This window comes from Iodobacter fluviatilis, assembly GCF_004194535.1.
Taxonomy (GTDB): Bacteria; Pseudomonadota; Gammaproteobacteria; order Burkholderiales; family Chitinibacteraceae; genus Iodobacter; species Iodobacter fluviatilis_A.
This window is the reverse complement of record NZ_CP025781.1, coordinates 3,308,803-3,323,175: the sequence shown is the minus strand read 5'-3', so window position 1 is coordinate 3,323,175 and position 14,373 is coordinate 3,308,803. Positions and strand designations below refer to the sequence as shown.

General features: G+C 45.8%; 12 protein-coding genes. 4 read left to right on the top strand and 8 right to left on the bottom strand.

The window, feature by feature from the left end; all coding sequences use genetic code 11:
* Positions 1-134: 134 nt before the first annotated feature.
* Entirely contained in the window at positions 135-1,031 is an 897-nt protein-coding gene (locus tag C1H71_RS14735) for a hypothetical protein (RefSeq protein ID WP_130107224.1), read from the top strand.
* 180 nt (positions 1,032-1,211) lie between these two features.
* On the opposite strand, the gene C1H71_RS14730 is transcribed toward C1H71_RS14735, so the two are convergent.
* The 7 genes from C1H71_RS14730 to C1H71_RS14705 all read right to left on the bottom strand — a co-directional run bounded on the left by C1H71_RS14730 (position 1,212) and on the right by C1H71_RS14705 (position 8,462).
* The gene (locus C1H71_RS14730; protein WP_130107223.1) at positions 1,212-3,011 is read right to left on the bottom strand and encodes a phospholipase effector Tle1 domain-containing protein; all 1,800 of its coding nucleotides are present in this window, start codon (positions 3,009-3,011) and stop codon (positions 1,212-1,214) included.
* Positions 3,011-3,244, bottom strand: a complete 234-nt coding sequence (locus C1H71_RS14725) for a DUF3304 domain-containing protein (RefSeq protein ID WP_262488303.1) — start codon at positions 3,242-3,244, stop codon at positions 3,011-3,013. The genes C1H71_RS14730 and C1H71_RS14725 overlap by 1 nt, the downstream gene beginning before the upstream one ends.
* Entirely contained in the window at positions 3,213-3,482 is a 270-nt protein-coding gene (locus C1H71_RS20740) for a hypothetical protein (RefSeq protein WP_188053752.1), read from the bottom strand. The genes C1H71_RS14725 and C1H71_RS20740 overlap by 32 nt, the downstream gene beginning before the upstream one ends.
* 47 nt (positions 3,483-3,529) lie before the next feature.
* Entirely contained in the window at positions 3,530-3,931 is a 402-nt protein-coding gene (locus C1H71_RS14720) for a DUF3304 domain-containing protein (protein WP_130107221.1), read from the bottom strand.
* Positions 3,932-3,962: 31 nt separating this feature from the next.
* Complete coding sequence (locus tag C1H71_RS14715; RefSeq protein ID WP_130107220.1) at positions 3,963-4,838, bottom strand: DUF4123 domain-containing protein; 876 nt, start codon at positions 4,836-4,838, stop codon at positions 3,963-3,965.
* Between the two features lie 115 nt (positions 4,839-4,953).
* The gene (locus tag C1H71_RS14710) at positions 4,954-7,521 is read right to left on the bottom strand and encodes a type VI secretion system Vgr family protein (RefSeq protein ID WP_308418285.1); all 2,568 of its coding nucleotides are present in this window, start codon (positions 7,519-7,521) and stop codon (positions 4,954-4,956) included.
* Positions 7,522-8,138: 617 nt separating this feature from the next.
* Positions 8,139-8,462, bottom strand: coding sequence for a DUF2325 domain-containing protein (locus C1H71_RS14705; RefSeq protein WP_046351268.1), 324 nt, complete (start codon positions 8,460-8,462; stop codon positions 8,139-8,141).
* 475 nt (positions 8,463-8,937) lie between these two features.
* Between C1H71_RS14705 and C1H71_RS14700 the strand changes: the two genes are divergently transcribed.
* The 3 genes from C1H71_RS14700 to C1H71_RS14690 all read left to right on the top strand — a co-directional run bounded on the left by C1H71_RS14700 (position 8,938) and on the right by C1H71_RS14690 (position 12,070).
* The gene (locus C1H71_RS14700) at positions 8,938-10,101 is read left to right on the top strand and encodes a Re/Si-specific NAD(P)(+) transhydrogenase subunit alpha (RefSeq protein ID WP_130107219.1); all 1,164 of its coding nucleotides are present in this window, start codon (positions 8,938-8,940) and stop codon (positions 10,099-10,101) included.
* A 251-nt stretch (positions 10,102-10,352) separates the two neighbouring features.
* On the top strand, positions 10,353-10,703 hold the full coding sequence (locus tag C1H71_RS14695; protein WP_130107218.1) for a proton-translocating transhydrogenase family protein: 351 nt from the start codon (positions 10,353-10,355) through the stop codon (positions 10,701-10,703).
* The gene (locus C1H71_RS14690) at positions 10,703-12,070 is read left to right on the top strand and encodes an NAD(P)(+) transhydrogenase (Re/Si-specific) subunit beta (RefSeq protein ID WP_130107217.1); all 1,368 of its coding nucleotides are present in this window, start codon (positions 10,703-10,705) and stop codon (positions 12,068-12,070) included. Before C1H71_RS14695 ends, C1H71_RS14690 begins: the two co-directional genes overlap by 1 nt.
* Before the next feature lie 622 nt (positions 12,071-12,692).
* Here the strand turns inward: C1H71_RS14690 and C1H71_RS14685 are convergent.
* The gene (locus tag C1H71_RS14685; protein ID WP_130107216.1) at positions 12,693-14,003 is read right to left on the bottom strand and encodes a dicarboxylate/amino acid:cation symporter; all 1,311 of its coding nucleotides are present in this window, start codon (positions 14,001-14,003) and stop codon (positions 12,693-12,695) included.
* Positions 14,004-14,373 lie beyond the last annotated feature (370 nt).

Sequence of the window (14,373 nt, the reverse complement as noted above, 5' to 3'; positions counted from 1 at the left end):
GAAAACGGGTTTAACTTTACTCTGACCCCAGTTATTACGGATTACGGATTACGGATTACGGATTATCAAATCAAGGGTACCTGAGCAATAGACATAATCAGGTTAATTTTTATTAAATACAAGCTGGAGCACCAATGAAACTACCTAGTTTAATATCAACATCTCACTCATCGCAAATAAGCCATGTGCCTAAAAGTGATAAAAAAAAAGAGGGATTGTTTTCAAAGATAAAAAATGTTTATAACTCATCTGTGGAAATGGGAAAAAATTCAAGACTATTAAGAGGGCATTTCAACAAAGTTATATCTTCCAACAAACCGGCCTCTCCGGCAATACCGAATCAGCCCCAGTTAAATGCTTCGACTTTGAAAAATAAACAAGTTATGAATATCATAGAACGTCTTGTTGATATAGTTGAAACAGGAAGAGGAGGAATGAGAACGTTACAAGGTGAGCAGTTTAACGAAACTATGACTAAATTAGCTGCTTTCTATATTGATTTACAGCCAGATGGCGCTTTTTCTAGCGGAAAAATAATTACGCAGAATTCAAAGGGCTTCTGCCGACCACCTAAAGATATGGTTAACCAGACTAAAGAAAAAGGGAGTTTATATGATTTTATGACACCTTATCTTACTAGAAACCAAGACTCCGAGAATTTTTGTCTCCAAAATGTAACCTCAGACTTACATAAATGGACTTCATATATTATTGAGAAACAAGGTCACCGCCTTTCAACTGAAAAAGCATCTGAATTTCTTCTGCGGATGAATCAGGCGGCAGATCCAGAAATAACTCGAGCAGAGTTTAAACAGAACCCAGCATCACGTCCTCCGGAGGATCAAGAGGAGGCGATACAATTTATATATTATATGGCTGGCCAGTGTGATAATGAAAGCGACTGGGTGAATTTTGCTCGTGATATGTATACTGATGAGTACCCCCAGTTAAAAAATGTAACGTATAACAGGGCCAGAGAAATTTATGATAAAAATATAAGTTTAGAGATTTATAAAATAACTAGAGAATAACAAGGGTCAGAGGAATAATTGGGGCCAGAATAAAGTTAAATTTGCTTGCTTTGGCTCTAAGAGCTTTAAGCATAGTAGGATTTAATTTCGTTCTGGCCCCAGTTATATTAGTACAAGGCTTCGGCAATTATTGCCGCCTAATACTGCCATTTACTGGGGGAAAAAAATTATTTGTAAAGGTTAACTTTTATCAAAAACGACACGCCGTCTAAAGTAGCCCGTTCCCTCTCTACGCGTCGCGGTATTGGCACGCACAACCACGCCCATTCCCTGCAATAAATCCCACTGATCCTGATCGCTCATTAATGGGAATTCGCCCATCCTACTCGCCAATACTTTTCTCTCCCATTTAGTCAATTGATTATTAATATATTCATATTCACTTAATTGATGTTTATTAACATACCCCGTATTTACTGATTTGGCATTATTTGGCTGGTAATATTTTTTATACACAAGACTCAAGGCACTCGCCTTGTCCTTTATCCTTTTTTTCTCCATCTCTTTATCATATTTAGTCACCGCACCCGCCAAATAAAAGCCAGCGTGTGAGTCGTGTACATATTGCACAAAGAAATCAAGCACATCATTAGGCAGAGTTGTTTCTACATCAATATAATCATTTTTAATTCTGCTAGGATCATAATCGGGAATATAGTGCAACCCTTCTATTTTTATTTTTGCCGCCTCTTTTTCAAAATCCTTTGCTGCCTCATCTAAATCCAGCTTATCCTGATCTTTAACCTCGGTTAATTTGCTTTCATTCTTGCCAATTTGCGCCTTATAGCGCCGATAATAACGCATATGCGCATCTAGCATATCCTCCACTTTAGCCGTCTTAATTGCGCTATATTTCACATAGGCATTAAATGCAAGCCGTAATGGCTCGCTAATTACAAAGTCTTTTTTAATCAAGGCATCTAACTGTGCAATAGGAAGAAGTGGTACACCTGCTTTCACCGCCTCTCGGTACATATTCAACAAGGGAATATTAGACAGTAAATGCTCAATTCCCGCCTTACTACGCCCCTGCTCGCCTGGCCCATAGCCCCCGCCAATATTTGAATGCGCGCCAGGATAAACCTGCTCCAGCACATTAGCGGGATAAGCTTTACCATTACGGGCGCAGCTCAAAGGAAACGAAGCGCGAATTTCATTTGCGGCCACATAATGCACGCAGCGCTGCACCTGCGGCAGGATTTCCATCGTGCCATCCGCCCAATCCATTAAGCCTTGCACAGGAATAGGAAACGAATCCGCCAAACCAACCGAGGCCACCGTATCAAAAATACCCAAGAATTGAATTTTTATTGGAACACCCGCCAAATACGCGCCATTCCCTTCACAGCAATCTACCAGCCAATGACAAAACGCCCGCGCCTCTGCCGCACCGCGCGAAAAACCAAACACAGAAATATTTAATTGAACGATTTTTGGTTTTTTATTGGCAATCACTTCTTCTAATTTTTTAACCTGCTTTTTAAACCAAGCCTGCCTTTTTGTATTATAAATAGCCCAAACTGTGGCGAGTTGATTTGTGTCTTTGATTGCAGTTTTTGCTTCATCGTCTTCCAATAGGCGTTTAGCATCAAATGCACGACGCACACTATTTAAAACCTGAATTACAGCCCAAGCGATTCTTGAATCCCCACCTTTTGCATAAGCTTTACCATCACTACTTTCCGTTAACTCACCAATTTCTTTAAAAGGTGTACCAACCCCTGGAATATAGTATGCAAAATAGCCATTTTGTTTGTCATCTAAATAACTAGAAAATAACTTAGCAATATTTGAATGCCCTTTCTCAGGCCGATCTCTTTTGTCATTATTATTAGTACCATCAAAAAAAATACCTACATTGACCGTTTTTTGGCAAGCTAATTGAGGCTTATCTATGGAACAGGCTGACGCCTTTGCTAATTGATCCGCAGGGCTTAAACCTGATTTTGCGGGCAATAAAACGAGATTACTTGTAGTCATTATTTCTCCTCCCCTAGCAAATGAGGCCCCGGATAATCTGGATTCTCAGGATAAAGATTACTTACAATCACTTTAACTTGCTGTTCAGGTAAAAAATGCACGTAAACACTGCCTCCACCCGCAGGATAAGGGTCCACTAAAACTTCTTTTTCAAACCAATGCTCTTCCAATGTATCTGTCGCATTCCAACGCACTTTTACTTTAAGGCCTTCCTTGGGATACTCTCGCGGCATAGAAACACAACACACGGTTTTCCCCCACCGCCCATTGCACGAAGATTCCCCCCCATTCACCATCAACATAAAAAGCAATAATCGCTACCTTGGTATGATTTAAACCAGACAATCCCCCTGGAACACTCGTATCTTCTGGCTGTTTTTCTTGGCATGAGGCCAATGAAAAAAACATCGCAAAACAAAAAAATACATTGAATATGAATTTTATTTTTAAAGGCAATTTTATGTTTATCATTTATTTTTTCTCTTCTCCGGGCATGCCTGGCCCCGGATAATCTGGGCTCATGGGATGTATATTGCTAACAACCACTCGGACATTTTGATTTGGCAAGAAATGAACATAAACCCTCCCCCTTTGCTTGAATAGGGGTCAACATTCACTTCTTTTTCAAACCAATGCTCTTCTAATGTATCCGTAGCATTCCAACGCACTTTTACTTTAATACCCTCCTTGGGATACTCACGCGGCATAGAAACACAACAAGTCGTACTCCCACCACCACCCATTGCACGGATATTCCCTCCCCATTCACCATTAACATAAAAAGCAATAATCGCTACCTTGGTATGATTTAGGCCCGTTAATCCCCCCGGAACGCTCGTATCTTCCGGCTGTTTTTCTTGGCATGAAGCCAATACAAAAACCATTAGAAAACACAGCAATACTTTTAATCTATTGTTCATTGCTTTCGCTGCGGCTCAAAAGAATATTCCATTAGCTTTTCATATCCATTTCTTCAAAAAATGCAGCAGGTATTTCAGCCATTGCATCTTGCAATAAAACACCTTGCTTAATACTCTTTTTCATTTCCAAGTATTCAGCGCGTAAATCAAGCCCCTCGCCATACATAAACCAGAGCACCGCCAATACCAGCACATCATTTTGCTTGCTTTCTAGCTGCATTTCCCTTGCTTCTTTTACGCTTATGTACGCTAATTGATAAGATACTACGCTGGAATATTTATTCAATAAATCAGGAAAATGCACTTTTAGCTGGCTTAATAGCGTATCTGGCTCTGATTGCTCTAGTAAGGCGGCAAACTGCTGATCGGTAAACGCCAACATTTCTTTAGGCTCCTCTCCCCATAGCGGCCCCGTGCCCATACCCAATTGAACCTGCCAATTTTCCTGGTGATTTAAGTAAAGCCAATGATTGATTGGATTAAATAAAATATCTTTTTGCTGGGGGTTTAGAACTAGGAACAAAGACTCAGTAATTCTTGTGTCCGCAAATCTTAATGTCCATGATTTTTCATCCGACACGATAAAATGCAAATATTCTAAATGCTGCTTTAATTCTTCGATATTTCTATCGCTATTTATAAAGCTCAGCATAGGCTTGCCTTCACAAACACGCAGTAACGCTTGCAAAAAAACATGATCTCCATCTTTTTCAATTTTAACAATTAAAGGCGATAGCTCGTCATATTCCTCTAGCACAGAGCCTGCATAGAGTTGATCACCCCTAGCCCCAATCAATTTTTTTATCTTTTTGGGTTCAAAGGCGGCATCAATTATGGCAAACCAACACCCCTCAATTTCTGAGTTATTTAAATACGCTTCTAAAGTGATTAATTTACTCTCATTCATATGCCAAATTCCTATACAACAAATGGGCTGCCTGATTTAAGCGCTAGCAATAAACACTCCTTGCAAACACTATTCGGAAACTGCGTAAAAGATGGGTTCATTTGCGTAGGGCCGCTTATCTCATGCTCCCCCCTTTAATGCTTATTTCCCCCGGGCAATGAATCTCAATATTGCCGTCTTTTATCCGGATATAGCCGCCGCCGGATGTAAAGAGCAGTTCATTACCTGCTGCGATTTCTGCTTTTTCTTTGCAGGCGGTGATTTTAACGTTTTTATCGGCAGTGATTTCAATATCGTCGCTTTGTGCTTGCAGCTGGATTTTGCCTTTGGCTGCGATGATCTTCAGCGCAACTTTGTCTTTTACCCCGGCCACAAATAGGCTGATGTGCTGGCCTACGTTGTGAATCCAGCGGCGGCCAGAGGTTTGGTTGGTGTCTCTTTGGGCGACCATATCAAGGTTTGTGCCTGCGCTGAGGGTTTGGCTTTGCGGGCTGGTGATGGCCACGCCGTCTTCCCCGTGCAGCAAGATAATTTTTTGTTGGCCTGCTTGGTCTTTAGATTTGCTCTTGCCGTCTTTATCGGTGTTGCTGCCTGCTTCAAGGCTTTTGCTGGCGTGTACGTGGTGATAAAGATGGCCGGTGCTGGCGGTGCTGCCCGCGCTATTATCGGCCTCAACAGTTTTGCCTTCGTCGCCGGTTTCTATGCTGTCGGCTAGCTGGTTGGTGGCCGTTTCGCCTAGGCTTTGGGCAAGTGAAAGGGCAGATTCAAGCTGGCTTTGCGCAGGGCTGTGGTCTAGCTGCTTGCCGCTAGCGCCGCCTTTGGCTTCAGTGCTAATTAGTAAGCCGCTGGCGCGAATGGCACCTTGTTTATCCGTGCGTAGCTCAAAGCCTTCGCCGCGTGCTTCGCCTTTTCCGTCGGTGCGTGGGTGAATCAGATAGCCCAGATTAAGCTGGGTTTTACCGTGCTCGCTCGATAGCTTGGTGCGCACTTCGCCTTTGGTGTCATCAAACAGCAGCTCGCCGTATTGCCCGCCTTCATGTTCTTTGGTTTTGATGCCAGATAGCGTTTTGTTGGCGGGTAGTGCGCCTGCGCCGCTAAACGTGGCCACAGGATGACTTCCGTTATGGACTACACCGGTGACGATGGGGCGGTCGATATCATTTTCGAGGAAATCCACCAGAACTTCCTGGCCGATGCGCGGAATAAACTGATGCCCAAAGCCTGCACCGGCACTTGGCATGGAGACGCGCACCCAGCAGGATGACTTGTCATCCATATTTGCGCCAAACTCTGGGTGCTCCTTAACCCTCTGCCAGTGAAAATTTATTTTTATGCGGCCGTGCTCATCCGTATGCACCTCTGCTTGTTGGCTAGAGTCGGCACCGCTGCTTTGTGGGCCAACTACGGTGGCGGTTTGTACGCCTAGGCTTTTGGGTTTGCTGTGTTCGGTATGAGCAAAGTTAGGCGTAATCGGCTGGCCGCGTCTTTGGGCGGTGAAGTTAACTTGGTAAGGAGGATTCGCAGCTGAAGCCGCTGCGACCAGTAGGCTGGGCGCGACTAGGCCAAGTTGCTGAGTTAAATCTGCTGGCAAATTATTATTGGCGGTGAATTTAAGCTCGGTAATGGCGAATTCCCGTTGTTCCGCTGACGTCCCCTCATGAGCGGGGTGGTCTTCTAGGCGGAACCACTGCCCCGCTTGTAAGTTACGTAAAGTACCAGTGCCGGTAAATGATTTCTTTTTTGCATCCAACGCTTGCTGACGCAGCCTTGCGTAGTGGCTTAGTTCATCGTTATCGCTTGCGTAATACAAAGACTGAGGATCATAATCCTCAAAGCTGACTTGTAGCTGTTGACCACCCTCGCCTTGGTCGATATAACTTTCATCAAAACTTTGGTTCGTTGTGGTGGTTTTGTAATCAAAGCTAGCCAAAGAGACCGAGCTGCTACCGACTTGGCGCTGAGTTGTCCATTCGGTAAGAGAGTCATTCTCCTCCGTTACGTCAGCTCGATGAAAGCGCACCAGTGATTCTTGCGCCTCTGGAATCGCAAACGCATCGTCAAAGATCAGCAGCTGAACTTGGGGGTTATCTCCGGCCAGATGAAGCCAACTCCAGCCAAGCCCTTCCTCCGCCAATAGCCGTGTAATAAAATCGCTATCTGATTCTCTATACTGCGTACAGTAAGATCGGGGCGCGTACGTGCCGGATAGCTTGAAATCCAGCGTTTGCACGGCGGCAAACACAGGGTTTTTAGCTTGGTGTTCGGCCAAAATTTGCTTGACGATATCTGCCACGGATAAATTTTGAAATACGCGGGAAGTACGGCGGTATCTGAGTAGCGCAAACGGCGGCTCTACCGTCAGTGCGTATTTTGCAAAGCCGCCATCAGAGCCGAGTAATTGCGCTTGGGAAATCACACCACAGCGTTCAACCTTGCCACCGTTAGCATCAGTTACAGATAAAACAACAGGCAAGCCAAGCAGCGATTTAAGCTCAAGCGCACCGTCTGGGGATAAACACTCAACCTGATAGCGGTAAGCTTGGTTAAGCCCTTCACTGCCCACCACTCGCTGCGGTAAAAGCTGCTGGCCCCAGGCTGCGCCATCGCCAAGCTGTAGAGAGATAAGTCGCTGATTTTGTGCGAAAGCAGCGGCAAAGGAGGCGAGTAAGTCTGTGGCACTCATATGGGGCAAACCGTGGATAAGCAAGGCCGAAACTTTACACCATACTTTGCAACTATACACACCTTCATTATCAACATAAGCAAGCAACGTAAGCTAAATCACTTATACGCCATATCAATGCCGTGCTCTGGCTTGCAGCACTCAAAATAACTGGCCTAGCACTTCTAGGGTCTGTTGACGTTTCATTCGCCATTGCGCTGAGCCGGAAAACGGCTAGGCACAAGGCATGTGACGAAGGCAATAACGGGTTATTGTCGAGAAGCATAACGCAGTGAATGGCTATTTTCCGGCTCAGCCCTTCGGGTTTAACCCATTTTTGGGGCTGCACGGCGTTAAAAATCGCTCATGGTACTCGTGCCATGTCGCAATTTTCTCCTTGTTCAGCCCCAAAACTGGGCCAAACGCAGCCGCGAATGAAACGTCAACAGACCCTAGCAGCCTATCGGACTTAAGACTGATCTACTACTGAAAAACCGGATTGGGCCATATTTCATGCATTTTCTTGTTGAATAGCCAGCTATTCGCCTCAAAAACCCGCGAAATCTGTCTCAAACCGGTCTTTCCCTCGCTACGATTGCTTAAGTCCGACAGGCTGCTAACCACAACACATATATCGATCAGTGCGTCTTTCTATTTGGGCATGCATCGCACACCTTCGTACACTCTATTTTGTCTAGCGATTGGCTTAAGGCACAGACCGAGCGGCGGCAGGCTACAAAGCGCACGTTCTCTTCATGGGCTAGATCACGATAGGCGCGCATCACATTGTGGCTTAAAAAATCAGTAAACAAGATTAATAGATCTGCACCTTTTAAGCTGGCAGGTTTGCGCTGGTGAGCGGCATTTCGGCCAGAAACATGTTTGTGCACCTTGATGCCATAGCTAGATAAAAGATCAGGAATATTGCCCAGTACGTCTGCGCCAACCAAATATGCGTTCATGCTATTGCCTCGATAGAGTGGATAAATTCATTCTCCTACAAATGATAATGATTATCAATAGCGAACTTATTACATGTTTGATGTCAGCGTTTGTTCCTTGGTGACAAGGATCGCGGCACATACTCTTTTTAAGTAAAGAATCCCCCTATCAAGATAAAAAACCCCAATAAATCATCTTAATACGGTATAAAATTTTCATACATTTGTTTTAAAACAGCCCGCAACTCTCCGTTATTGATTTTATGTTGATGGCATTTTTATGCAAAAATAAGCAATACACCCTACAAAAATAAACAAAATAAAGCTTTTTTTCACGCTAAATACAACACCTTTTCAACAAACAGCAATCCCACTTACTTAAATTATGTTGCACTGCGATAAGATCAAATTGATGTTTTATTAACCTAGCCCAAGAATCAAAAAGTTATTAGCGCTCATTGTTTGCCCCAGACCCATCTCCCATGAGGACACAGACATGCTGATTGCCATTCCCGCCGAAAAACTGCACGGAGAATTCCGAGTAGCCGCTACGCCGGAAACCATAAAAAAACTGATAAAAGCGGGTCATCAGGTCAAAGTTGAAAGCAAAGCAGGCCAACACGCCGCCATTAGCGACGCAGCCTATACCGAGGCTGGCGCAGAAATCGCCAAAGATAGCGATGCACTTTATCAAGGTGCAGAGCTGGTGCTAAAAGTACGTGCGCCAGACGCGCATGAGATTGCCAAGCTGCCAAACCACTCCGCCCTTATCGCCCTATTTGATATTCATCACTACCCCCATTTAGCAGCGCTGAGCAGCAAGCACATCAGCAGCTATGCGCTAGAGCTAGTACCACGAATTACCCGTGCACAATCGATGGATGTTTTATCTTCACAAGCCAATATCGCGGGCTACCGTGCCGTGCTACTGGCAACGCAATACTATCCCCGCTTTATGCCAATGCTGATGACCGCCGCTGGGACAGTTAAACCAGCAAGGGTGCTGATTTTGGGTGCAGGCGTGGCGGGCCTACAAGCCATCGCCACCGCCAAGCGGCTTGGCGCCATTGTAGAAGTCTTTGATGTGCGCCCTGCCACCCGTGAGCAGGTGGAATCGCTGGGGGGCAAGTTTATTGAAGTCGCGCTCAGCGATGCCGAAAAAGCTGCAGCAGAAACCGCCGGTGGCTACGCACGTGAGATGTCAGATGATTACAAACTGCGCCAAAGCGCCTTAATCGACAGCCAAGCCCGCCTTGCCGACATTATTATCAGCACTGCACAAATCCCAGGCAAAGCCGCGCCCGTATTGATTTCAGCCGAAACAGTTGAGGCTATGAAAGCAGGCTCGGTGATTATTGATCTAGCAGTAGATAGCGGCGGTAATTGCCCGTTATCCAAAGCCGATAAAGTAGTGCATAGCAATAATGGCGTCACTATTGTAGGCCACGGCAATTTGGCCAGCCTGCTGGCTGCCGATGCATCCGCGCTCTATGCGCGCAATATGCTGACTTTCTTAAGCCTGCTGCAAGATGCCGAAGGCAAATACGCCCCGCATTTTGAGGATGAAATCATTAAAGCCACGCTAGTCTGCCATCAGGGTTCGGCATTATTAGGCAAAAAAACCGAGGCAGCCCCCAGCCGCGCAGAAACCGTCATCTAGCAGCCTGTCGGACTTAGACGGTCGAAGCGAAAAATCGCATGGTCGAGACCAGATTTTGCCGGATTTGCAGCGCCAATAACGAGTTATTGGTCAAAAATCTGTTGAAATATGGGCCGATCAGGTGATTTTGCAGCTGACTGATGCTAAGTCCGACAGGCTGCTAGCCCACGCGATATCAATAGCATTGCAACGCGTGGGCAAAAAAGCGCACCCAACCCTAAGCAAAACTCAAAACATAATTGGAGTAAGCAATGTCTCTATCTTTAGCAGCCTCTGCCGTTGCAGAAGTCAGCAGCCATGCGCTGAGCACGGATCCATTTATTGGCAGCCTGACTATTTTTATTCTGGCAATTTTTGTTGGCTATCACGTGGTATGGAATGTCACCCCAGCCCTGCACACACCACTGATGGCGGTAACTAACGCGATCAGCGGCATCATTATTGTTGGGGCGATGCTGCAAGTTGTGGATATCAACGCACAAGAAATCAGCATCACCAGCGTATTAGGTGCCGTGGCTATTTTCCTTGCCAGTATTAATATTTTTGGTGGATTTTTAGTCACACAACGCATGCTGGCGATGTTTAAAAGGAAGGCAAAATAATGCAAAACTTTACTTCCATTCTTTATCTGATATCTGCAGTACTGTTTATCTTATCGCTCAAAGGGCTTTCATCGCCTTTATCTGCCAGACGCGGCAACCTATTTGGCATGATTGGCATGGCGATTGCCATTGCCACCTCGTTTTTTGTGGCAGATAAACCGGTAATCTGGCTGATTTTAGCCGCCATGAGCGCAGGCGCTGTGGTTGGCGCTTACAGAGCGCGCACCGTAGCAATGACCTCTATGCCTGAGCTGGTTGCCGCCATGCATTCTTTGGTGGGTTTATCTGCGGTGCTGATTGCCATTGCTGCGATCTTCCATACTGGGGTTGCACACGGCAGCATGCAAAAAACCGAGTTATTTATCGGCGCATTTATCGGAGCAATCACCTTTAGTGCATCGGTGATTGCCTACGGTAAGCTCTCTGGCAAATTTGGTGCAAGAGCGATCAACTTTAAAGGTCAGCACGGTTTAAATTTAGTGCTCGCCCTCGCCATGCTGGGCTTTGGGGCCATTTATGTGGTGAGCGATAGTCAGTCTTCTTTCCTGATCATGACCGCGATTGCGCTGGCACTGGGTGTGCTGCTGATTATTCCGATTGGCGGAGCCGATATGCCCGTCGTGGTGTCGATGCTCAACTCTTACTCCGGCTGGGCAGCAGCGGGGATTGGCTTTACGCTCAATAACCCCGTGCTGATTATTGCTGGAGCTTGCGTTGGCGCATCGGGGGCGATTCTTTCCTACATTATGTGTAAAGCCATGAATCGCTCGATTCTCTCAGTGCTGCTCGGTGGCTTTGGGGCTGCAGTTGCCATTGAAGGCCCTGCTGGCTCGGCGCAAAAAAACTACCGAACGGGCAGTGCCGATGATGCAGCGTTTTTAATGGAAAACGCGGAAAGAGTGATTATTGTGCCGGGCTATGGCCTTGCCGTTTCCCGCGCTCAACACGCCCTGCAAGAGCTAAGCGATCTACTCTCCGCCCGAGGTGTTGACGTACGCTACGCCATTCACCCCGTCGCTGGCCGCATGCCAGGGCATATGAATGTGCTGCTCGCTGAAGCCGAAGTACCCTACGATAAAGTGGTAGAAATGGAGGAAATCAATAGCGAATTCTCCACTGCCGACGTGGTATTGATTATTGGTGCCAACGACGTGGTCAACCCCGCCGCCAAAAACGACCCCGCTAGCCCCATTTATGGCATGCCAATTTTAGAAGCCTATAAAGCCAAAACGGTGATGGTCGTGAAACGCTCAATGAATGCAGGCTACGCAGGGCTAGATAATGATTTGTTCTATATGGATAGAACAATGATGGTATTTGGTGATGCAAAGAAAGTAGTTGAGCAGATGTTGCAGGCGGTGCATTAAAAGATATAGCGTGGGCACGTGTGCCCACGCAGCGTATAAAGATGATTGCCCCAGCAAAAAAATGGCCCAGAATCATCTGGGCCATTTTTATTACAATCTGATGTTACGCAGCGATCCTCTTTTTAGTGCCTTCGGCACGTTTATTTTGGTGCGGGCGTCCCGCTGGACCTTCCTTTCTTGTGTGGCCAAAAAACGAAGCCAAGCCACAACCCCAATAACACGAAGGCCCCTACTGCGGTCCAATCGAGTCGGCGGCGGGCGGGATTGGCTCGTTCCTCGCTCCCAAGCGATCCCCCGCCCCGCTTGTTCCTCGCTCCGGCGTGTTTCAAGGGGACTTTTAAGCCCTATGCAAAGAGCGTGGTTGTTATGCTTTTTCGCTGTTTGCTAATGAAAACCAATTTGGTTAGCGCGTATGTCCCCCGCCCCGCTTGTTCGGAGCTTGCGTGTTTCAAGGGGAGATTTAAGCCCCGTGCCACTCGCTGCTATACGAACCTTAAGTACTGGAGTTTTAAAATACTTAAAACCTACAAAACAACTTAACTCAAGCCTTGTCTATCTCCGTGCCCTCTGTGGTTCAAGATTTGGGTTTGGCTGCGTAACATCAGTTACAATCATTAAACCATCAAACCGTCACGGGTTTATCCAAAACGGGCGCGGGCTGGGCCACAACTGCGGGCTCTAGCTCATCAGGCAACACATCACGCTCTTCGCCCAGCTCGTTTTCCCACTTACAAACCACCCCAGTTGCCACGGCATTGCCAAGTACATTAGTGGCAGAGCGGCCCATATCTAAGAAATGATCCACGCCCAAAATCAGTAATAACCCTGCTTCAGGAATATTAAACTGCGATAGCGTAGCGGCAATCACCACTAAAGAAGCGCGCGGCACACCAGCCATACCTTTTGATGTCAGCATCAAAATCAGTAGCATCATGATTTTTTGCATCAAGGTCAGCTCAATACCGTAAGCCTGGGCAATAAACAAGGTAGCAAATGTGCAATACATCATTGAGCCATCAAGGTTAAACGAGTAACCAATTGGCAGTACAAAACTGGATATCTTCTTATTGCAGCCAAATTTCTCTAGCTGCTCTAATGTTTGCGGATAAGCCGCCTCACTGCTGGCAGTGGTAAAGGCAAGCAATACCGCACCACGAATCCGGCGTAGTAATGAAAAAACCCGCGTCCTTAAGAATATAAAGCCCAGCAATGTAATCACACACCACAGCATAAAGATACTGAGGTAAAAGCTCGCCACAAACTTGCCATACACTGCCAATACATCCAGCCCTTCTTTAGCAATCACTGCGGCCATTGCGGCAAATACGGCTACTGGCGCAAAGTTCATAATGTAGGTGGTGATTTTGAGCATGACATGGGCCACCATATCAATCACATCCACCAGTGGGGCAACCCGTTTACCCAGCGCTGCGCCCGCTACCCCAAAGAAAATAGAGAACACGACGATTTGCAGAATTTCATTCTTAGCCATTGCATCAAAAATGCTGGTTGGAAAAGCATGGTGCAAAAAGTCTTTTAGATTCATCGCGGTTTTAACCACGCCGCTGTCTGTACCTACGGCGGGCAAAGGCAGATTTAAGCCTACTCCTGGCTCAAGAATGGTCACCATCACCAAGCCTAATACAAGAGACGTGAGTGACATAAACATAAACCAGCTCATGGTTTTAAGACCAATCCGGCCAATTGCACCGCTATCACCCATTCTGGCGATCCCTACCACTAAAGTAGAAAAAACCAACGGGGCAATAATCATTTTAATTAAGCGCAGAAAGATATCGCTCAGCAGCGATATATAAGAGGCAAAAGACGCTAGCGAAGCGGAGTTATCCGCATACTGATTCACTGCATAGCCACAGATAATACCTAGCACCATCGCTAGGATAATATATAAAGTTAAATTTTTAGACTGCATTACAATTCTCTGTATTCTTATCAAGAAATTTAGTACGGCAATAGAAAACACAATATACAAAAAATCTTAGCGTATTAACCAGATTAAAATATAAATAAATGATATCTATTTCGATTTAAAATTACTTAATATTTTATTTTTAATTCATGAAATATTTTTATTCCAATTCAATTAGCAAGTAAAACGCAAAGGCCGCCATGCGAGGCATAAGCAACACAGAGGCCTCACAAACGCAGCCAACAAGGTATCTTTCTAACTGAAATTCGAATCATCATGCACTCTTACACCGTGCTATTACACCGCAAGTCTTACTTGTTAGCATGTGCATTATTTACACTCAAACGAACAAAGCACGCTCCAGAGACTCCAG